Below are 21,243 nucleotides of genomic sequence, written 5' to 3'. Positions count from 1 at the left end.
GCCCGGATAGGCTGACCAACGTGAAGTCGTGGTCCGCGCCCAGCGTCCCTTCCCTGCCCGGCACCGCGCCGATGTTGCGCCTGCGCGACGAGCACACCGGCGAGCTCGCACCGCTGGAGACCGACGGCACCGCGACCGTCTACGTCTGCGGGATCACGCCGTATGACGCGACCCACCTCGGCCACGCCGCGACCTATCACACCTTCGACCTGGTCCACCGGGTGCTGCGAGACGCCGGCCAGCAGGTCACCTATGTGCAGAATGTCACCGACATCGACGACCCGCTGATCGAGCGGGCCCAGCGTGACGGCGTCGACTGGCGCGAGTTGGCCACCAGCGAGATCGAGCTGTTCCACGACGACATGACCGCGCTGCGGATCATCCCGCCGGACCACTATGTCGGCGTCGTCGAGACCATGCCGCGGCATGTCGCCACCATCGAGAGACTCGTCGAGCTCGGCGTCGCCTACGCCTTGCCGGTGGAGGAGCGGGAGGCGGGCGCGGGCGGCATACGGGATTGGTATCTCGACCTGGCCACCCAGCCACGGTTCGGGGAGATCTCCGGCTGGACCCGCGAGCAGATGATGGACGTCTTCGCCGAGCGCGGGGGAGACCCCGACCGGCCCGGCAAGCGCGACCGGCTCGACCCGCTGCTGTGGCGCGGGCGCCGGGTCGGCGAGCCGTTCTGGGACGGCGCGAGCCTCGGCGAGGGCCGCCCGGGCTGGCATCTGGAGTGCACCACCATCGCCCTGGACCACCTCGGGATGGGATTCACCCTGCAGGGCGGCGGCACCGACCTGATCTTCCCGCACCACGAGATGAGCGCCGTGCAGGGCGAGGCGGTGACCGGCAGTTCGCCCTTCGCCCGGTCCTATGCCCACCAGGCGATGGTCGCCTACGACGGCGAGAAGATGAGCAAGTCCAAGGGCAACCTGGTCAAGGTGTCCCAGCTGTTGCGCGACGGCGTCGACCCGCGCGCGATCCGGTTGGTGCTGCTCGACCAGCACTACGCCCAGCCCTGGGAATACACCACCGAGCTGCTGCGTGAAGCCGAAAAGCGTTGGGGCACATGGCGTTCCGCGCTCGACGGCGCCGGCGACGCCGGCGCGGACGACCTGCTCGCCGGGGTCCGGGAAGCGCTGGCGCGTGACCTGGACTCTCCCGCGGCGATCGGTCTGGTCGACAGCTGGGCCAGGGAGTATGCCGACGCCGGGGCCGGGCCGTCCCCGAAGGTCGCCGACCTGCTCGACGCCCTGCTCGGCCTGCGCTGAGCTAGCCGCGCTACTCGTCGTCCTGGTCGCGGCGGCGCAGATAGCGCTCGAACTCCCGGGCGATCGCATCGCCCGAGGCCTCCGGCAGCTCGGTGGTGTCCTGCGCCTGCTCGAGCGTGTGCACATAGTCGGCGACCTCGTCGTCGCTGGCCGCCAGCTCGTCGACACCGTGCTCCCAGGCGCGGGCCAACTCGGGCAGGTCGTCGGCCTCGATCAGGGTGTCCAGCAGTTCTTCCAGCCGGTTGAGCAGGGCGAGGGTGGCCTTCGGTGACGGGCTGCCACCGGCGTAGTGGGGCACCGCCGCCCATGCCGACAGGGTGGGCAGGCCGGCCTGGTGGGCGGCGTCGCTGAGCACGCCGACGATGCCGGTCGGTCCCTCATAGCGGCTGGGCTCCACGTCATACCGCTCGCGGGTGTCCTCGTGCTCGGAGGTGACGGTGATCGGGATCGGCCGGGTGTGCGGGACGTCGGCGAGCAGACCGCCCAGGGTGATCACCATGCCCACGTCGGCCTCAGCAGCGAGCTCGACCAGCTCGCGGGTGAACGACAACCACCGCATCGACGGCTCGATGCCCTGCACCAGCAGCACGTCGCGATCGAGCGGGGTGTCCTGGGCGAGGAAGACCTTGGTCGTGGGCCAGGAGATGCCGCGTTCGCCGGGCTCTCCGGTGACCCGCGGCCGGTTCACCTGGAAGTCGTAGTAGAGCTCGGGGTCGAGAGCGCACAGCAGGCGTGCGTTCCACGCGGTGATCAGATGTGCCAGGGTCGCCGACGCGGTCTCACCGGCGTCATTCCACCCCTCGAAGGCAGCGATCATGATCGGATCCCGCAGCAGCGGAAGATCCTCGAAGTCGATCACGTTGTTGCTCCTGCTCGCCGGCGACCGAACGGATGTTCCGCCCAGCCTAGATACCGCGTGTCCATCCGCGGCACGGTGCGTCCGGCGCGGCGCGACACGCCGATAGACTCGGGCACGCTTTCCGACGAAGGGACACGACAGTGAGCAGCCGCTCCGACCGCCCCGTGGTGACCGACCGCGACACCTCCGCCCACCGACCCGACTGCACCGACGAGCTGCGCGCAGCCCTGTCCCAGCGCATCATGATGCTCGACGGCTCGATGGGCGTCTTCATCCAGCGGCACCAGCTGTCGGAGGAACAGTTCCGCGGCGAGCGGTTCGCCGACTGGACCAGCGACGTGCGCGGCAACAACGACCTGCTGTCGATCACCCGGCCCGAGCTGATCCGCTCGATCCACGACGACTATCTCGCCGCCGGCGCCGACCTGATCGAGACCAACACCTTCTCGGCGCAGCGCATCTCGATGGCCGACTACGGCATGGAGGAGCTGTCCTACGAGCTCAACGTCGCCTCCGCGCGGCTGGCCCGGGAGGCCTGCGATGCGGTCGCCACGCAGGACCGGCCGCGGTATGTCGCCGGCGCGCTCGGCCCGACCAACCGGACCGCCTCGATCTCCCCGGATGTCAACGACCCCGGTGCCCGCAACATCAGCTTCCAGGAACTGGTCGGGGCCTATCTCGAGCAGGCGCAGGGCCTGGTCGACGGCGGCTCGGACCTGCTGCTCGTCGAGACGATCTTCGACACCCTCAACGCCAAGGCGGCGATCTTCGCCCTGGAAACGCTCTTCGAGCAGGAGGGCCGCCGGTGGCCGGTGATCATCTCCGGCACCATCACCGACGCCAGCGGGCGCACCCTGTCGGGACAGACCACCGAGGCCTTCTGGAACAGCGTGCGCCACGCCCGGCCGATCGCGATCGGGCTCAACTGTGCGCTGGGTGCCGCCGACATGCGGCCGTACGTCGCCGAGCTCGCCCGGGTCGCCGACACCTTCGTCTCGGTCTACCCGAACGCCGGCCTGCCCAACGCATTCGGGGAGTATGACGAGACCGCGGCCGAGATGGCCGCCATCGTCGGCGACTTCGCCAAGGACGGGCTGGTCAACATCATCGGCGGCTGCTGCGGCACCACGCCCGAGCACATCGCCGCCCTCGCCGCCACGGTCGAGGGCGTGGCACCGCGCACGCCCGCCGAGCCGGAGCCGGCGTTGCGCCTGTCCGGCCTCGAGCCGCTCAACGTGACCGCCGACTCGCTCTTCGTCAACGTTGGCGAGCGCACCAACATCACCGGCTCGGCCCGCTTCCGCAAGCTGATCAAGGAGGGCGACTACCCGACCGCCCTCAATGTCGCCCGCCAGCAGGTCGAGGCCGGCGCGCAGGTCATCGACATCAACATGGACGAGGGCATGATCGACGGCGTGGAGGCGATGGACCGCTTCTGCAAGCTGATCGCCACCGAGCCCGACATCTGCACCGTCCCGGTCATGGTCGACTCCTCCAAGTGGGAGGTCATCGAGGCCGGATTGCGTTGTGTCCAGGGCAAATCCATCGTCAACTCCATCTCGATGAAGGAAGGCGTCGAGCCCTTCATCGAGCACGCCAAGCTGTGTCGCAAATATGGTGCGGCGGTGGTCGTGATGGCCTTCGACGAAGAAGGCCAGGCGGACACCCTGGAGCGGCGCCAGCAGATCTGCGCCACGGCATACCGGATCCTCGTCGAGGAGGTGGGCTTCCCGCGGGAGGACATCATCTTCGACCCCAATATCTTCGCGATCGCGACGGGCATCGAGGAGCACGCCAATTACGGCGTCGACTTCATCGAGGCGACCCGGTGGATCAAGGAGAACCTGCCGGGGGCGCTGATCTCCGGTGGTGTGTCCAATGTGTCGTTCAGCTTCCGCGGCAACAACCCGGTGCGCGAGGCGATCCACGCGGTCTTCCTCTACCACGCGATCCGCGCCGGCATGGACATGGGCATCGTCAACGCCGGCGCACTCGTGGTCTACGACGAGATCGACCCCGAGCTGCGCGAGCGGATCGAGGATGTCGTGCTCAACCGCCGCGACGACGCGACCGAGCGGTTGCTCGAGATCGCCGCCGAACACAACAAGTCGGGGGAGCAGGCCGAGGCCGTCACCCAAGAGTGGCGCAATCTGCCTGTGCGCGAACGGATTACGCACGCCCTGGTCAAGGGCATCGACGACCACGTCGTCGACGACACTGAGGAATTGCGGCTTGAGCTCGCCGAGGCGGGGGAGCGGCCGCTGGCTGTCATCGAGGGCCCGTTGATGGACGGCATGGGCGTGGTCGGCGACCTCTTCGGCGCCGGCAAGATGTTCCTGCCCCAGGTGGTGAAGTCGGCGCGGGTGATGAAGAAGGCCGTCGCCCACCTCATCCCCTACATCGAGGCCGAGCAGGACACCACCAAGCGGTCCAAGGGCAAGATCGTGATGGCCACGGTCAAGGGCGATGTGCACGACATCGGCAAGAACATCGTCGGCGTGGTGCTGCAGTGCAACAACTACGACGTGGTCGACCTCGGCGTCATGGTGCCGACCCAGAAGATTCTCGACACCGCCCGCGAGGAGGACGCCGACATCATCGGCGTCTCCGGGCTGATCACCCCGTCGCTGGACGAGATGGTCGGCCTGGCCGACGAGATGGAGCGGCAGGGTTTCGACGTGCCGCTGCTCATCGGTGGTGCGACGACCTCCAAGGCACACACCGCCGTGCGGGTCAGCCCGAAGTACCACGCTCCTGTCGTCTGGGTGAAGGACGCCTCCCGGTCGGTGCCGACTGCCTCGGCGCTCCTCTCGGACAGCCGGCGCGAGGCGCTCGTCGCCGAGGTCGAGCGCGAATACACCTCGATCCGCGAGCGGCACGCGGCCAAGCGCAACGACCGTCCGCTGATCCCGTATGCCGAAGCCGTCTCCCGCAAGACGCCCATCGAATGGGCCAACTACACTCCGCCGCGGCCGGAATTCGTTGCAGCGCAAGGCGATTCGCCGGCATACCTGCAAACGATGCGCAACTTCCCGCTGAAGGAACTGCGGGAGTACATCGACTGGCAGCCGTTCTTCAACGCCTGGGAGATGAAGGGCCGGTTCCCCGACATCCTCAACCAGCCCGAGGGCGGTGAGGCGGCTCGGCGGCTGTATGAGGACGCGCAGGCGATGCTCGACAAGCTCATCGACGAGGAATGGCTCGAGGCCGCCGGCGTGGTCGGCTTCTTCCCGGCCAACGCCGTCGGTGACGACGTGCAGGTCTACGCCGACGAATCCCGCGAGCAGGTGCGCACGACCCTGCATCACCTGCGCCAGCAGGGCGACCACCGCGAGGGCGTGCCGAACCGGTCACTCGCGGACTACATCGCGCCGGTCGACACCGGCCTGCAGGACTGGATCGGCGGCTTCGCGGTGACCGCCGGCCTCGGCACGGGCGAGAAGATCAAGCAGTTTAAGGACGACCTCGACGACTACAGCGCGATCCTGCTGGAGTCGCTGGCCGACCGGCTGGCTGAGGCCTTCGCCGAGCGGATGCACGAGCTGGTGCGCACCCAACTGTGGGGCTACCAGCCGGATGAGGCTCTCGACAACGACGCCCTGATCGGCGAGAAGTATGTCGGCATCCGGCCGGCACCCGGTTATCCCGCCTGCCCGGACCACACCGAGAAGCAGACCCTCTGGGAGTTGCTGGAGGTCAAGGAGCGCACCGGCATCGAGCTCACCGAGTCGATGGCCATGTGGCCAGGTGCGTCGGTGAGTGGCTGGTACTTCAGCCACCCGAAGTCGCAGTATTTCGTCGTCGGACGCCTCGACCGCAGCCAGGTGGAGTCCTATGCCGAGCGCAAGGGCTGGACGCTGGCGCAGGCCGAGAAGTGGCTGGCCCCCAACCTGGGTTACGACCCCGAGGACTGATTCGAGCTGAGCACGACCTCCTCGGGCACAATGAGACTTTGGCAGTCGCGGATGACGAACAGTGCTGGATCCACCGCTCGTGTTGGGTACAGTTCGCACAGGTTCAGTGATCGGAGCGTGGTCTGTGACTTATACGCAACCAGCGCCATCCTCGGCTTGCAGAGACCGGCTACGACAGCTTCTCCTCAAGCTGGAGGTCACTGGACCCATTCCACTCAGTGGGATTGACTCTGCTATCCGAGAAACGAGATGCCCGATCGGCCACAAGCTTCGAGTCGCAGACCTTCCCCGTGAGCACTTCGAAAGTCGGGCTACTGGCGAGTTGCAGATCAGCAAGGTTGGCCGCGATTGGTTGCTTGAGGCCGACAAGCCCGCGTCCGACTGGAAAGACCCTTCGACCGCCGCGCGATACCCGCTGCGCGAATGGCAGGGTGAAGCTCTCAACGCGTGGTCTCTTCACGGACGTCACGGTGTCATCGAGGCCGTCACAGGCACCGGCAAGTCCCGCGTTGGCATAGAAGCGACTCGTGAAGCCCTCCGCGATGACTACAACGTGGTGATCGTCGTCCCGACGATAGATCTCATTGCACAATGGGTTAAGGCTCTCAAGACGGCGGGCTTAGATTCGATTGGAACTGTGGGGGACGGCCAGAGGGCAGACTTCGGCAAACACAGTGTCATCGTCGGCACAATCCAATCGCTCTACTCATTGCCTCCAACTCGGCCGGACGGCAAGGTTCTGCTGGTTGCTGATGAGTGCCACCGATACGGCGCCGGACAGTGGTCTCGCATTCTGCATACATCGTACCGACGTCGTCTCGGACTGACAGCGACGTTCGAGCGAAACGACGACGGGATCACCCTCCTTCAGAACTACTTCGGCGGAACGCCGATTTATCGGTTGGGCTTCCCGCGAGCAGTCGCCGATGGCGTTGTTGCCCGCTATGACGTAAACCTCCTGGGCGTGCGACTCACAGATCAGGAGCGCGAAGCGTACGACAGAGCCGACGAAATTTTGCGCGACAGCCGCCAGAAACTGACCGCCGCAGGGCTGCCAGAGGAGCCGTTTGGGGCCTTTATATACAAAGTGCAGGAGGCCGCTAAGGACGTAACCGACCCGGCCATTACCGACCTCGCGCGGCGCTACCTCAAAGCGTTTTCGGATCGAATCGACATCATGACCTGTGCGCAGGCCAAGCTCGAAGTCATAGCTCATCTCGCGCCCCAGGTCTCCCAGGCGGCGGGTGCGCTTATCTTCACTCGGCGCGTCGACATGGCGGAGTCTTTATCGGACAGGCTCGTTTCGGCTGGCGTGAGCGCGGCCGCGGTGCACAGCGAACTCACACGATTCCAGCGCCGCGAGCGTCTACACGCACTGAAAGTTGGCCGACTGAAAGCGATTGTAGCACCCACGCTTCTGGACGAGGGAATCGATGTACCTGAAATAGACCTCGCTATAGTCATGGGCGGCTCAAAATCAAGGCGCCAGATGATCCAGCGCATGGGCCGAGTTTTGCGCCTCAAGGCCGATAGGCGCAAAGCAACATTTTTTGTTATCTATGCGATCCACACCGCGGAAGACCTGACCGAGACGAATGGCGACGAAGGATGTCTCGACCTCATCGTTGAGAGCGCCGACAAGGTGACGTCCTTCGCGGTACGTGCGGGGCAGATCGTCGCCTCCGGGATCGTTCCCCGAAGCACCCCACTCGGTCCACTCGCCGATTCAGGCGATGTCATCGGTGAGACGGATCGCTCGGCCGTCGAGCTACTCCCGCCCGACTCGGCACAGCATGCACTCGCAAGCTCCCAGGATCGGGCTACGCCTGTCGCTGCGAAGGGTGGGATGCGTCGCGTGCCTACGGAGTTCAAGATGGCACGCACTCCCGCGGAGCTCTTCGCGGCAGATCCATCGTTAGTACGCGGGTTCATCGACGCCCGCACTCTCGCGTTCGCAGCTGCAGCTGTGATGCGCGGCGCTGAACAGTTCGGGCTAGGAGATGCGTTCGACGACTCCACTCTTGAGGCCCTACGTGCGCTGTTGGCTGACGACCTTGAGGCGGACCCTGCGGTCGTTGCTGGCGAGCAAAAGCTTGTGATTCACGGAAGGTGTGCAACGTGGACGCTGCGTTCTGATGCTCAGGTCGTCCTGGATGTCGCCGCCGTCACAGCCTCCAGCGTGACTCGCGAGCGAACTACCGCGCCCTACCTGCAGGTGCGATCTGATCTAGAGAGCACCTCCGTCACGAGTCCAAACTCAAGCATCGTAGACCAACTGGAGCGCCTCGCCGGGATGTGGCAGCGTGGGTTTTTAACTGCCGACGAGTTCACCGCAGCCAAAGCACAGTTGTTACAGGAAAGAGCGGACGCTCCCCGAGGCGGCACGTCCGCATAGGCTCGCAATTATGACCCCACTACCCTGTGAGCAGCTGTCCGCCATGCCCCGCTCCCGCGCGAAGGTCCGAACGCAGCACACCGCTTGACCGCCTTGCTTGGCGTATTTCAAATCCTAGGAGAGCAACGTGGACTCGAAGTCGTCGGAGCCCGCTGATCCGACCTACCCCGCCGGGGTGCTGTGGGACATGGACGGCACGCTGGTCGACACCGAGCCCTACTGGATCGCCGCCGAACACGAACTCGTCGAGGAGTATGGCGGCGTCTGGACCGAGGAGTTGGCGCACCTGTGCGTCGGCAACGCGCTCCTGGTGTCGGCGCAGCTGATCCGGGACAACAGCCCGGTCACCCTCACCCCGGAGGCGATCGTCGACCGGCTGCTGGAGGGCGTCATCGCCCAGATGCGCGAGCACGTGCCGTGGCGCCCGGGAGCGCGCGAGTTGCTGGAAGACATTGCGGCACAAGGGATTCCGCAGGTCTTGGTGACGATGTCCTATGCGAGTTTCGCGCAGGTGCTCGTCGACGCCTGCCCGCCCGGGACTTTCGCCAGCATCGTCACCGGCGACCAGGTCACGCAGGGCAAGCCGCACCCGGAGCCCTATCTCACCGCCGCGGCCACCGTGGACGCCGCGCCGCAGGACTGCCTCGCGGTGGAGGACAGCGTGCCCGGCTCGACCTCGGCCGTGGCCGCAGGTGTGCCGACCGTTGTCGTGCCGCACATCGTGACGGTGCCGCCGATGGACGGCGCGGTGCAGACCGACTCGCTGGCGGGGCTGCTCCTCGCCGACCTGGTCGCGGCCGTCGAGCCGGTCAGGCGGGTCGCCCGGCCGGCCTAGTCCGCGTCGGTGACCGGTTCGGCGCCGCTGCGGACCGGGTCGACGGCCAGCTCGCGCGCGTGCTCGGGCAGCGGCGGGGGAGTGCCGCCGAAGGCCGGGCACAACGCTTGGTGGGCGCACCAATCACACAGCCGGGACGGGCTCGGCCGCCAGTCACCGGCCTGCGCCGCCCGGTCGATCGCAGCCCAGAGCGCCTTGATCTTGCGTTCGGTCGCGCGCAGGTCGTGCTCGTCGGGGGCATAGCGCACGATCTCGCCGTTGCCGAGATAGACCAGCTGCAGCATCCGGGGGATCACCCCGCGGGTGCGCCACAGGACCAACGCGTAGAACTTCATCTGGAACAGCGCCTTGGCCTCGAACAGCTCCGACGGCGAGCGACCCGTCTTGTAGTCCACCACCCGGATCTCGCCGGTGGGCGCGACGTCCAGGCGGTCGACATACCCCCTCAGCGTGAGCCCGTCGACCTCGGCCTCGACGTAGAGTTCCCGCTCGGCCGGCTCGAGCCGGGTCGGGTCCTCCAGGGCGAACCAGCGCTCGACCAGAGCACCCGCGGAAGCGAACCAGCCCTCGACACCCTCGGCCTCGACCAGCGCGGCCAGCTCCGGGTCAGCCTCGAGCAACGCCGCCCATTGCGGCTCGATGAGCGAGCGCGCGTGCTCCAGGGTGCGCTCGGAGGCCTCGACGTCGAAGAGCCGCTCCAGCACGGCGTGCACGAGCGTCCCCCGAGCTGCCGCCGCGCTGCGTGGTTCGGGCAGCCGGTCCACCACCCGGAAGCGGTAGAGCAGCGGGCACTGCATGAAGTCGGACGCGCGGCTCGGGGACAGCGCCGCGCGCAGCGGGATGTCGGTCACGGGCTGCTGCGTCATACAGGTGACTTTAGGCGCGACCACCGACAGATACCCTGTGGCGCATGCCGCGCGCCACCCCACCGACGTCCGGTCCAGGCCTGCGGCTGTTCTCGCTGCGCGGCATTCCGGTGTTCATCGGCTGGTCCTGGCTGATCATCACCGCGGTCATCGTGTTCTCGTTCGGCCCGACGGTCCGCGAGATGCTGCCCGAACTCGGCTCGGCCGCCTATCTCGTCGCCGTGGCGTATGCCGGTCTGCTGCTGTTGTCCGTGCTCGTGCACGAGGGTGCGCACGCGTTGGTGGCGCAAGCCAGGGGCTATCAGGTGCAACGCATCGTCGCCGACCTGTGGGGCGGGCACACCGCCTACGACAACGCCGAGTCCAGCCCGGGCAACAGCGCGCTCGTCGCCGTGGTCGGGCCGGTGAGCAATGCGCTGCTCGCGGTCGCGGGCTACCTGGCGCTGCCCTATGCGACGGGTGTGCCGGAGCTGCTGCTCGGCGCGCTCACCATCGCCAACGCCTTTGTCGCTGCGTTCAACCTGCTGCCCGGGTTGCCGCTCGACGGCGGCTTCCTCGTCGACGCGCTGGTGTGGAAGGTGACCGGGTCGCGGTCCAAGGGGCTGATCGTCGCCGGCTGGTGCGGTCGCATCGTCACCGCGGTCGTCGTCATCGGCCTGCTGGTGGTGCCCTTCCTGCACGGTTCACCGGTGCCGGCCGGCACCGCGATCTGGGTCGTCTTCATCGCCGGCTTCCTCTGGCTCGGCGCCGGTTCGGCGATCGCCCGCGGACGCGCGATGGGTGTTGTGGGCACGGTCTCGCTGCGCCAGCTGCTGCGCCCTGTTGCCGCGGTGGGGGTGGGCACGCCGGTGGACCGGTTGCCCGCGGTCGACACCGCCCTGATCGACGCCGACGGCCGGCCGGTCGGCCTCATCCCGGCCGGCAGCGGCATGCAGGTGCCTTTCGAGGCGCGCGCCACCACACCGGCCGAGGCCCTGGTGCAGGTGCAGCCGCCGGAGTGGGTCTGCCGCGCAGCGAAGGACCCGCAGGATGTCACCCCGCTCGTCGAAGCCCTCCAGCGCACGGAGGGCGCGACGGCATACCTGCTCGTCGTCGATCCGGTGAACGGCCAGCCGGTCGGCGTGGCCCGGCGCGACGAGGTCTACCGCGCCCTGCAGCACGCCTTCGGCCAGTCCTAAACTCACCGCTCATGACCGACGACCCCCACGCGCCGCTGGGTGCCGACACCCGGCGCGGCCCGTTCCGCGAGGGTGAGCGCGTGCAACTCACCGATCCCAAGGGCCGGATGCACACCATCACCCTCGGCGCGGGCAAGCAGTTCCACACCCACCGCGGCCACCTCAAGCACGACGACCTGATCGGTGCGCCCGACGGGACGACGATCACCAACACCGCGGGCACCGAATACCTGGCGCTGCGGCCGTTGCTGTCCGATTACGTCATGTCGATGCCGCGCGGCGCCGCGGTCGTCTACCCCAAGGACGCCGGCCAGATCGTGACGATGGCCGACGTCTTCCCCGGCGCGACGGTGGTCGAGGCCGGCGTGGGTTCCGGAGCTTTGTCGATGTCCCTGCTGCGCGCCGTCGGGGACCAGGGACGGTTGCTGTCCTTCGAGCGTCGCGAGGATTTCGCCGACATCGCCCGGGGCAATGTGCGGGCCTTCTTCGGCGCCGACCACCCGGCCTGGACGGTCACCATCGGCGATCTGGTCGAGCAGCTGCCGCAGACCGTCGAGCCGGGCACCGTGGACCGCGTCGTGCTCGACATGCTCGCCCCCTGGGAGTGCCTCGACGTGGTGGCCGACGCGCTCGCGCCGGGCGGTGTGCTGATCGCGTATGTCGCGACCGCCACCCAGCTGTCCCGGGTGGCCGAGGCAGCCCGCGACCACGGTGGTTACACCGAGCCGCAGGCCTGGGAGTCGATCGTGCGCGGCTGGCATCTGGAGGGTCTCGCGGTGCGCCCGCAGCACCGGATGCATGGCCACACCGGCTTCCTCATCGCCACCCGCCGGCTGGCCCCGGGCGTCACCCCACCGCTGCGCAAGCGCCGTCCGGCGAAGGGCTCCTATGGCGAGGACGAGACGGCTTGGTCGGCCGAGGACATCGGCGAACGGCCGGTGTCGGACAAGAAGATTCGCAAGCTGCGCCGCGAGTTCGCCCGAGCCGACCAGCCCGCCAGCGCCGCCGAGTCCACCCGTGCGGGCGAACCTTCGGTTTCATCTGGCGAGCCCTCTGCCACGGACTGAAGTTCGCGGGTTACTGTCGTAGTTCGGAGCCAATCTCCTTGCGAAAGGCGCAATCGAATGAGCGACGAGCAGTCCGCGTCCTACGACGAAGTGGCGAGCCTGCAGCGCGAGGTCGAGGCGCTGCGAGCCCGGCTCACCGCCAACCCGTCGCACCGCCGCGAGCTCGAGCAGCAGCTGCGTCAGGCGCAGTCGTCCGCGGCCACCTTGTCGACCCAGAACGACCGGCTGGTGCGCACCCTCAAGGACGCGCGTGAGCAGATCGTCAAATTGCGCGAGGAGGTCGACCGGCTGGCCCAGCCGCCGGCGTCATACGGCGTGGTCCTCGGGGTGCCCGAGGAGGGGACTGCGGACGTGCTCACCTCCGGGCGCAAGATGCGCGTCGCGGTGAGCCCGACGGTCGAGCCGGACCAGCTGCAGCCCGGCCGCGAGGTCGTGCTCAACGAGGCGCTCAACGTCGTGCGGGTGGTCGGCTACGAAGTGGTCGGCGAGCTCGTCCAGATCAAGGAGTTGCTCGGCAAGGACCGGGTGCTGGTCGTCGCGCACGCCGACGAGGAGCGGGTATGCCGGATCGCCGGCGCCCTCGCGTCGGAGAAGCTGCGGGTCGGTGACTCGCTATTGCTCGACCCGCGCAGCAACTTCGTCTTCGAGCGGATCCCCAAGGCCGAGGTCGCCGACCTGGTGCTGGAGGAAGTGCCCGACATCCACTACGAGGACATCGGTGGCCTGGCCCGGCAGATCGAGCAGATCCGGGACGCGGTCGAGATGCCCTATCTGCACGCCGACCTGTTCCGCCAGCACGCGCTCCGCCCGCCCAAGGGTGTGCTGCTCTACGGGCCTCCCGGCTGTGGCAAGACGATGATCGCCAAGGCCGTCGCCGCTTCCCTCGCGCGCAAGGTCGCCGAGAAGACCGGCCGTCCGGACACCCGCAGCTACTTCCTCAACATCAAGGGTCCGGAGCTGCTCAACAAATATGTCGGTGAGACCGAGCGGCACATCCGGCTGATCTTCCAGCGCGCCCGCGAGGCCTCCAACGAGGGCGCACCCGTGGTCGTCTTCTTCGACGAGATGGAGTCGCTCTTCCGCACCCGCGGGTCGGGTGTCTCCTCCGACGTCGAGACCACCGTCGTGCCTCAGTTGCTCGCCGAGATCGACGGTGTCGAGCGGCTGGAGAACGTCATCGTCATCGGTGCCTCCAACCGTGAGGACATGATCGACCCGGCGATCCTGCGCCCGGGCCGGCTGGACGTGAAGATCAAGATCGAGCGCCCGGACGCCCAGAGCGCTCACGAGATCTTCGGCAAGTACCTCACTCCGGACCTGCCCCTGCACGCCGACGATCTCGCCGAGCACAACGGGTCGGCGCAGGCGACGGTCGAAGGGATGATCCAGCGCACGGTCGAGCGGATGTATGCCGAGATCGACGAGAACCGCTTCCTGGAGGTCACCTACGCCAGTGGTGACAAGGAGGTCCTCTACTTCAAGGACTTCAACTCCGGCGCGATGATCGAGAACATCGTCGGCCGGGCGAAGAAGATGGCGATCAAGGACCAACTCACCGATGGTGCGAGCGGCATCCGGATCGAGCACCTGCTGCAGTCGTGCGTGGATGAGTTCAAGGAGAACGAGGACCTGCCCAACACGACCAACCCGGACGACTGGGCGCGCATCTCGGGCAAGAAGGGCGAGCGGATCACCTACATCCGCACGCTCATCGACGGCAAGACCAACGGCGCGGCCAAGACCATCGACCCGGTCGCCACCACCGGTCAGTACCTCTGAGCCGCCTTTCGTTACCGCCCGTTGGCGCGTATGCCGAGCGCCCGCGCGCCCAGTAGGAACACCCCCAGCACCAGCGTCGCAACCACGATGAAGGGCACCGCGATGCCCCGGCCGGTGAGGTGGCGCAGCGCCATACCGACGATCACGGTGGCCGGCCAGACGACCAGGCCGGCGCGCAGGCTCGAGGCGGGAGACCGGCGAGCGGCCCACCAGAGCGCCCAGCCCACCGCGGCCCCGACCAGGAACGGCCAGGCGGTCGTGAGCACGCCGGTGATGACAGTGCCTTCGTCGTGCGAGGCGCGCCCGATGGCGGCGAAGACCAGGATGAGCACCGCGTCGATCGCGGCCCAGGCCCAACCCCTCATGCCGGCTCGCCGGGATAGCGCTGGCCGAGCTCGGCGCGGACGGTGTCCATCAGCCGCATGACCGCGAGCGTGTCGGCGTGGGACATGACCGGGGTCTCGGTGAGACCGGCGGCGATGCAGCGGGCGGTCTCGGCCGCCTCATAGCGCAGCCCGTTGTCCTGGTCCGGTGCCTCGAACCGGTCGACCTCGCCCTCCGGTGTCACCAACCGGACGGTGGTGGGGGTGTAGAACCAGCTGTCAATCTCAAGACGCGCCGAAAACCCAGCAACGACAGCGGAATTCGTGGTCTGCGCCGCCATCGTCGACTGACAGATCGCCGGTATGCCGTCCTGCACCAGCGTGGTCACCGACCATTCATCGACACCACGGTCGGTGAGCCGGCCGGTGGTCCGCTCCACCGTGGCCTCCGGCAGCAGCATCTGGGCGAAGGACATCGGATAGACGCCGAGGTCGAGCAGCGCGCCGCCGGCGAGGTCGGGGTCGGACAGCCGCGCGGGACCGTCCGGCCAGAGCGGCTGACCGTGGTCGGCGACGATCATGCCGAGCCGGCCGAGCGTGCCGGCCGCGACGGTGCGCCGCACCACGTCGTAATGCGGCAGGAAGCGCGCCCACATCGCCTCGGCGCAGAAGACACCTCGCGCACGAGCGGCGTCGAGCACCTCCGTGGCTTCAATCACGTTGCGGGTGAACGCTTTTTCGACCAGCACGTGCTTGCCGGCGTTGATTGCCAGCAGGGCGTGGTCGCGGTGCTCGGAGTGCGGCGAGGCGACGTAGACGACGTCGACTGACGGGTCGGCGACCAGCTCGGCATACGAGCCGTATGCCGTCTCGGCGCCATGCTTGGCGCCGAACGCCTGGGCCCGCTCCAGGGTGCGCGAGCCCACCGCCGCGACCCGCTGGCGGGTGCCCTCCCGCAGCGCGGTGGCGAAGGCGTCGGCGATCTGCCCGGTGCCGAGGATGCCCCAGCGCAGGGTCGGCGCTTCCATCGGATCGGCGACCTCGGGGGCGGCCAGGCGCAGCTCACTCACGGAACCAGTCCTCCAATTGGTCGATGATCTCGGCACGGGCTTGGACTGCTGCGGGCGCAACACCAGGCAGGTTAAGGAAGCCGTGGGGGACCCCACGATATCCGGTGTAGCGCACCGAAACGCCTTGTGCTGCAAGCAGATCGGCATACTCCTTGCCCTCATCGCGCAAAGGGTCGTGGTCCGCGGTCTGGACGAGAGCGGGCGGCAGGCCGGCGAGCGAGCGGCAGTGGATGGGGGAGACGCTCGGGTCGTCGTCGGCGACCTCGGCACCGTCGAGGTAGAGCTCTTTGTAGCGGTCCATCGAGGGGCCGTCGAGCATCGGCGCAGTGCGCATCGGGTGGTGACGGTGCAAGTCGGTCGCGGGGTAGATGAGCACCTGGCCGACGAGCGGGGGACCGTCATGGTCGCGCGCCCACTGCGCCACCAACGCGGTGAGATTGCCGCCCGCGCTGTCACCGCCGAGGGCGATCCGGCCCGGCGTGGCGGGCAGCTCGGCCGGCGCGCCGGCGACCCAGCGCAGCGTGTCGATCGCGTCGTGCACCGCCGCGGGCGCCTTGTGCTGGGGTGCCTTGCGATAGTCCGGCGCGACCACGATCGCGCCGGTGCTCGCCACGACCTCGCTGAGCAGTGACTCGTAGTCCTTCGGCCGGCCGCGCGCCCAGCCACCACCGTGGTAGTAAACGAAGACCGGCGCGGTCTCCCCGACCTGCGGCGGGTGATGCAGCCGGCCGCGGATCGTGCTGCCGTCGCGCACCGGGATGGTGAGGTCGCTCGACACCACGCCAGGCGCCCGCCGGCCGATCACCAGCGAGGCCGGGAAGGTCGGCAGCGGTGACAGCGGGCGATGCGCGGCGACATACTCCGGCGTCATCTCGGTCAGCGGCACCCGCTCGGCGAGCGACGCAGCGACACAGAACACACGGGTGCGCAGCGGCATACCCGCTGTGTCCTTCCAACGGGTGCGAGCCATGGCCCCAGTATCGCTTGCCGCTCTTGGGCCCGACCGGCGCGGTCCGCCGACTGACGGCGGGCCTCCTGCACCTACGCTGGCCGGTATGACGGTGCGCCGGGTGATGGGGATCGAGACCGAATACGGCATTTCGCAGCCGGGGGACCCCACGGCCAACCCGATGCTCATGTCCGGGCGAGTCGTCACGGCATACGCCCGGGACCTCGGGCTGCGGGCGGCGCAGGCCGGCTGGGACTACGAGGATGAGGCGCCGCTGCGCGACGCGCGCGGGTGGGACATCTCGCGCGCGCTCGCCGACCCGAGCCAGCTCACCGACGAGGAGGACCCCACCCTCGCTAATGTCGTGCTGTCCAACGGCGCCCGGCTGTATGTCGACCACGCCCACCCTGAGTACTCCTCGCCGGAGGTGACCTCGCCCCGGGCGGCGCTGACCTGGGACCGGGCGGGCGAACTGGTGATGCGCGAGGCGGTGCGACTGCTCAACGGGCCCGGTATGCCGCCGCTGAACCTCTACAAGAACAACACCGACGGCAAGGGCGCCTCCTATGGCACCCACGAGAACTACCTGATGCCGCGCGAGACGCCGTTCGCCCGGATCGTCACGCACCTGATCCCGTTTTTCGTCAGCCGCCAGGTGGTGACCGGGTCGGGCAAGGTCGGCATCGGCACCGAGTCGACCACGCCCGGCTTCCAGTTGTCCCAGCGTGCCGACTTCTTCGAGGTCGAGGTCGGCCTGGAGACCACGCTCAAGCGGCCGATCATCAACACCCGCGACGAGCCGCACGCAGTCACCGACAAATACCGCCGGCTGCACGTGATCATCGGCGACGCCAATCACTGCGATGTGGCCGGGCTGCTCAAGATGGGCACCACCAGCCTGGTCCTGTCGCTGATCGAGGCGGACGCGATCGACAAGGCGGTCGTGCTCGACCAGCCGGTCGCTGCGCTGCAGGCGATCTCGCACGACCCGACCCTGCGCACGACGGTCAAGCTGGTGGACGGCCGCTCGATCACCGGGCTCGAATTGCAGTGGCATTACTACGAACTCGCCGCCAACTGGGTCACTTCGAGGTATGGCGGCGATGTCGACGCGGACACCACCGAGGTGTTGCAGCGCTGGGAGAGCGTGCTCACCAGGCTCGGCCAGGATCCGATGTCGTGTGCCCGCGAGATCGACTGGGTGGCCAAGCTGCAGACCATGGAGGGCTTCCGGTCGCGCGGCCTGGAGTGGTCGGACCCGAAGCTGCGCGCCATCGACATTCAGTGGTCGGACGTGCGCGCCGACAAGGGCATCTTCCACAAGCTCGCGGCGGCCGGCCGGTTCGAGCAGCTCGTGCCGGAGGCGGAGGTCGAGCGCGCGGTGAAGGAGCCGCCGGAGGACACCCGGGCCTACTTCCGGGGCAAGTGCCTTGAGCGGTTCACCGCGAATATCGCTGCGGCGTCATGGGATTCGGTGATCTTCGACGTGCCGGAGCGCCGCACCCTGCAGCGGGTGCCGATGCGTGAACCGTTGCGCGGCACCAAGGCCCATGTCGGCGACCTCTTCGAGCAGGCGAGCAGCGCGGACGAATTGCTGCAGGCCTTGCGGCCCGACAACGACTAAGACGGGGGCTTGGGCGTCGGCGTGGCCAGGCAGCGGGCGGCTACGGCGCCGGAGTCAGCTGGCACGCATTGCTCGGGCCCTGGATCAGCCGGCTGGTGCTCGCCCAGGACGAGGGGTTGGAGGCCTTGGACACCTGGTCGATGATGTAGCCGCCGGTGCGCCGCGCCCGCGTCGGTTGGTATTCCGCCTTGTCGACCTTGAGCCCGGACGCTGATTTGGTGAGCGTCACCTTGACCATCACCCCGTCCTGGGTGGCGTCCGGGAATCCCCAGTTGACGCCCTGGTTGGAGAGCTGGTTGCCGAGGCTGTAGAAGACGAGCTTGCCGTTCGAGGCGCCACATCGCTGCACCACGTGCGGGTGGTTGCCGATGATCATGTCGACATTGGGGGAGGCGAGCAGTTGCTGGGCGAGCGCGACCTGATCGCCGCTGGGCTCGAAGGCGAATTGCGTGCCCCAGTGCAGCGACACCAGCACGATGTCGGCTCCCGCGGCGCGCGCCTTGGCGGCGTCGGCCGAGATGCCGGCGGCGCCGCGGACGGCATACAGGCTCTGCTTCAGCCACGGCGCGTCCGGCGGAGCACCGGTAAGACTGCCCTGAGCCCAGTTGTCGAGGGTGTAGCTATAGGACAGCTGCGCGATCTTCAGCCCCTTGGCGGTGTACCAGGCGGTGCGCACCGGATTGGTCGCGTCACCGGGGCCGGCCACCTGCAGCCCGGCCGAGGTCATCACCTGCTGGGTGGTCGCCAGGCCGGGGACGCCGGCGTCGAAGGTGTGGTTGTTGGCGGTGGAGCACCCGTCATAACCGGCATTGCGCACGGCGGTCGCGAACTCGCGCGGCCCGCGGTGGACGATGCTGCGCGTCAGGTTGGTGTTGGTCGGGGTCAGCGTCGTCTCCATCTGGCAGATCGACACGTCCGCGCTCGAGGTGTAGGCCTTGACCGGCGCGAACATCGGCTCGAAGTCGTAGCCGTCGCCCTTCTTCGCCGCGGCGATGATCTCCTCCTGGGGGATGTCGTCGCCGCTGAACTCGATCGTCACGGTGCCGGTGCGGCCGCTCGCCGTGCCCGCCCCGCTTTGTGAGGAAGTCGAGGGCGAGGGGTCGTCTGCGCTGCTCGATGAACTCCCGCGGGACGGCGACCGGTCACCGGACACCGTCGAACCCACCGAACAACTCGTCGTCGCCATGACCGCCGCCACGCCAGCCGCAGCCAGCGCCCGCCTGACCCCGTGTGCTCTCACCTTGTGTGCCCCCATGCCCACGCAGTATGCCGTGCGTCACATTCCGCAGCGCGTCCGCCGCGCCGACTCCCCGCGAAACGTCACCAATGCCTCGCGAAACGTCACCAATGCCTCGCGAAACGTCACCAATGCCTCGCGAAGCGTCACCAGTACCTCGCGAAGCGTCACCAGTTCCTCGCGAAGCGTCACCAGTTCCTCGCGAAGCGTCACCAGTTCCTCGCGAAGCGTCACCAGTTCCTCGCGAAGCGTCACCAGTTCCTCGCGAAGCGTCACCAGTACCTCGCGAAGCGTCACCAGTTCCTCGCGAAACGTCACCAATGCCTCGCGAAACGCCATTCCTGCGTCGAGGGGCGGACGCCGAGGTGGTCATCGCCCGGGGTCCGTCGCTCGGAGCGCCGGTGGTGCGCTCAGTCGCGGACGCCGAGGCGGCCACCGCCCAGCGTCCGTCGCTCGGGGCACCGGTGGTGCGCTCAGTCGCGGACGCCGAGGCGGCCACCGCCCAGCGTCCGTCGCTCGGGGCACCGGTGGTGCGCTCAGTCGCGGACGCCGAGGCGGCCACCGCCCAGCGTCCGCAGATCCGCACCACCCCTGCTGCGCAACCGCGGACACTCGGCGAAACACGTTGGGCGGCACATGGTTTCGACGCGGCCCTCGCAAGCTCGGCCCTTGCTCAACCAGCGGGAGAGGTTGCGTCCGCAGACCTCAGCGCGTCGGCGCCAGGTCCAGCACCGCGCCGGCGGCGGCACGCGCGGCGTCGTCCAGCCACCGTGGCAGCGGCTGCTGCGATCGCACAAAGGGCCGGACCATGCCGTATGGCGTCTGCCGGATCGCCATCGCGACGACCTGGCTGACCCGCGCCGCTGAGGTGCCGAAGAGCACACGCGTTTGCCGCCGCCCCAGCGCCCAGATCTCGTCGTTGACACCGCTCACCTCCTCGCGCAGCGACTCCGGCCCGGTGGCGACCAGCTCGCGCTGGCTGTAGAGACTCATGACCAAGGCATCGGTCGGATGCGATCGGCAGAAGCGGGGGATGTGCACCGCCTGGGCGAGCAGCGCCTCGCGCGGGTCAGCGATGTCAGCGGTCGCCAGCAGCCCGGCATGGAAGCGGCGGATCGAGCGCAACCACAGCGTCGCCAGCAAGTGCTCCCGCGACGGATAGCGGTGATAGATCGAACCCACGGGCGCACCGACCACGGCGGACACCTGGGCGATCGTCGCCGCCGCCCCGTGCTGCTCGATCGCGCTCGCCGCGCCGTCGAGGATCAGCTCGTCGGAAAACTTCGCCGGTCTTGCCATACCCACATCGTAGCCGTAGTTTATGAATATGCGTACTAGAACGAATACTCTAAAAAGGCCGAGCGCCACTCACCATCCACCTCAGTGGGCGAGGCTCACGGCATACCTCGCCTTTGCCTGCACCATCCCGTCCGCGCTCTGGCGCGTGCTCATGGTCGAAGGGCTCATGCCCGGCACGGACGCACTGCGGGTCAGCCTCGCCGGGGAGCACACCTATGTCTGGACCCTGAGCGCCCTGCAGCTCACCACCGGCTTCCTCACCATCGGTCTCGTCCGGCCCTGGGGCGAACAGATCCGCGGCATCCGAGTGCCCCGCGCCCTGCCGATCGGGGTGGGCACCGCGGGCGGGCTCGCGGTGACCTACCTGTTCACGATCGACCTGGTCTGGAAGCTGGCCCACGGCCAGCGCCCTGACGAGGGGCTGGTCCAGGGAGGCGCCCTCGTCGTGCTGCTGGCCTGCTATGCCCCGATCGTTCTGTGGGGACCACTCGAACTGGTGAGCGTGGCCGGTTATGCGCTGCGGACTCGCCGACGTCGACGCGCCCTCGCCGTCTAGGCTGGAAGGAGTTTCGACGAG

16 protein-coding genes and 1 pseudogene are annotated in these 21,243 nt (G+C 68.2%); 10 read left to right on the top strand and 7 right to left on the bottom strand.

Annotated features, from left to right (window positions below):
* Window positions 1-20: 20 nt before the first annotated feature.
* Entirely contained in the window at window positions 21-1,271 is a 1,251-nt protein-coding gene (gene mshC / locus G9U51_RS03400; protein WP_166193168.1) for a cysteine--1-D-myo-inosityl 2-amino-2-deoxy-alpha-D-glucopyranoside ligase, read from the top strand.
* 10 nt (window positions 1,272-1,281) lie between these two features.
* Here the strand turns inward: mshC and G9U51_RS03395 are convergent, their stop codons facing one another.
* The gene (locus tag G9U51_RS03395) at window positions 1,282-2,130 is read right to left on the bottom strand and encodes a PAC2 family protein (protein WP_166193165.1); all 849 of its coding nucleotides are present in this window, start codon (window positions 2,128-2,130) and stop codon (window positions 1,282-1,284) included.
* 140 nt (window positions 2,131-2,270) lie between these two features.
* Between G9U51_RS03395 and metH the strand changes: the two genes are divergently transcribed.
* The 3 genes from metH (at window position 2,271) to G9U51_RS03380 (ending at window position 9,274) form a co-directional block, all read left to right on the top strand.
* A complete protein-coding gene (gene metH / locus G9U51_RS03390) occupies window positions 2,271-6,044 on the top strand; it encodes a methionine synthase (RefSeq protein ID WP_328823293.1) in 3,774 nt (1,257 codons plus the stop codon).
* 322 nt (window positions 6,045-6,366) lie between these two features.
* Window positions 6,367-8,439 (top strand): DEAD/DEAH box helicase family protein, encoded by a 2,073-nt coding sequence (locus G9U51_RS03385; protein WP_166193162.1) that lies wholly within the window; start codon window positions 6,367-6,369, stop codon window positions 8,437-8,439.
* 127 nt (window positions 8,440-8,566) lie between these two features.
* On the top strand, window positions 8,567-9,274 hold the full coding sequence (locus G9U51_RS03380) for an HAD family hydrolase (RefSeq protein WP_328823292.1): 708 nt from the start codon (window positions 8,567-8,569) through the stop codon (window positions 9,272-9,274).
* Here the strand turns inward: G9U51_RS03380 and G9U51_RS03375 are convergent.
* Window positions 9,271-10,140: a RecB family exonuclease gene (locus G9U51_RS03375; protein ID WP_166193159.1), complete on the bottom strand. Its 870-nt coding sequence runs from the start codon at window positions 10,138-10,140 to the stop codon at window positions 9,271-9,273. The two genes, G9U51_RS03380 and G9U51_RS03375, sit on opposite strands and share 4 nt — an antisense overlap.
* A 44-nt stretch (window positions 10,141-10,184) precedes the next feature.
* On the opposite strand from G9U51_RS03375, the gene G9U51_RS03370 reads away from it, so the two are divergent.
* The 3 genes from G9U51_RS03370 to arc are packed head-to-tail and all read left to right on the top strand — an operon-like array spanning window position 10,185 to window position 14,164.
* On the top strand, window positions 10,185-11,318 hold the full coding sequence (locus G9U51_RS03370) for a M50 family metallopeptidase (RefSeq protein WP_166193156.1): 1,134 nt from the start codon (window positions 10,185-10,187) through the stop codon (window positions 11,316-11,318).
* 11 nt (window positions 11,319-11,329) lie between these two features.
* Complete coding sequence (locus G9U51_RS03365; protein WP_166193153.1) at window positions 11,330-12,385, top strand: tRNA (adenine-N1)-methyltransferase; 1,056 nt, start codon at window positions 11,330-11,332, stop codon at window positions 12,383-12,385.
* Window positions 12,386-12,442: 57 nt separating this feature from the next.
* The gene (gene arc / locus G9U51_RS03360) at window positions 12,443-14,164 is read left to right on the top strand and encodes a proteasome ATPase (protein ID WP_166193150.1); all 1,722 of its coding nucleotides are present in this window, start codon (window positions 12,443-12,445) and stop codon (window positions 14,162-14,164) included.
* 11 nt (window positions 14,165-14,175) lie between these two features.
* On the opposite strand, the gene G9U51_RS03355 is transcribed toward arc, so the two are convergent.
* The 3 genes from G9U51_RS03355 to G9U51_RS17235 are packed head-to-tail and all read right to left on the bottom strand — an operon-like array spanning window position 14,176 to window position 16,527.
* The gene (locus G9U51_RS03355; RefSeq protein ID WP_166193147.1) at window positions 14,176-14,529 is read right to left on the bottom strand and encodes a DUF3054 domain-containing protein; all 354 of its coding nucleotides are present in this window, start codon (window positions 14,527-14,529) and stop codon (window positions 14,176-14,178) included.
* Window positions 14,526-15,557, bottom strand: a complete 1,032-nt coding sequence (locus G9U51_RS03350) for a Gfo/Idh/MocA family protein (protein WP_328823290.1) — start codon at window positions 15,555-15,557, stop codon at window positions 14,526-14,528. Before G9U51_RS03350 ends, G9U51_RS03355 begins: the two co-directional genes overlap by 4 nt.
* Window positions 15,550-16,527 carry an alpha/beta hydrolase fold domain-containing protein gene (locus tag G9U51_RS17235; protein WP_235945437.1) on the bottom strand — a complete coding sequence of 326 codons (978 nt, stop codon included), beginning with the start codon at window positions 16,525-16,527 and terminating at the stop codon, window positions 15,550-15,552. Before G9U51_RS17235 ends, G9U51_RS03350 begins: the two co-directional genes overlap by 8 nt.
* 85 nt (window positions 16,528-16,612) lie before the next feature.
* On the opposite strand from G9U51_RS17235, the gene dop reads away from it, so the two are divergent.
* A complete protein-coding gene (gene dop, locus G9U51_RS03345; RefSeq protein WP_166193141.1) occupies window positions 16,613-18,130 on the top strand; it encodes a depupylase/deamidase Dop in 1,518 nt (505 codons plus the stop codon).
* Between the two features lie 40 nt (window positions 18,131-18,170).
* On the opposite strand, the gene G9U51_RS03340 is transcribed toward dop, so the two are convergent.
* Entirely contained in the window at window positions 18,171-19,169 is a 999-nt protein-coding gene (locus tag G9U51_RS03340) for a CapA family protein (RefSeq protein WP_166193138.1), read from the bottom strand.
* Between the two features lie 227 nt (window positions 19,170-19,396).
* On the opposite strand from G9U51_RS03340, the pseudogene G9U51_RS17965 reads away from it, so the two are divergent.
* Window positions 19,397-19,693, top strand: a pseudogene (locus G9U51_RS17965) (hypothetical protein); the annotation flags it as partial.
* 379 nt (window positions 19,694-20,072) lie between these two features.
* Here G9U51_RS17965 and G9U51_RS03330 read toward each other — a convergent pair.
* The gene (locus tag G9U51_RS03330; RefSeq protein WP_166193132.1) at window positions 20,073-20,666 is read right to left on the bottom strand and encodes a TetR/AcrR family transcriptional regulator; all 594 of its coding nucleotides are present in this window, start codon (window positions 20,664-20,666) and stop codon (window positions 20,073-20,075) included.
* 166 nt (window positions 20,667-20,832) lie between these two features.
* Between G9U51_RS03330 and G9U51_RS03325 the strand changes: the two genes are divergently transcribed.
* Entirely contained in the window at window positions 20,833-21,222 is a 390-nt protein-coding gene (locus G9U51_RS03325) for a hypothetical protein (RefSeq protein ID WP_166193129.1), read from the top strand.
* Window positions 21,223-21,243 lie beyond the last annotated feature (21 nt).

Source organism: Metallococcus carri, from assembly GCF_011440275.1.
GTDB classification, from domain to species: Bacteria; Actinomycetota; Actinomycetes; order Actinomycetales; family Dermatophilaceae; genus Metallococcus; species Metallococcus carri.
This window is presented reverse-complemented; position numbering and strand designations above follow the sequence as displayed.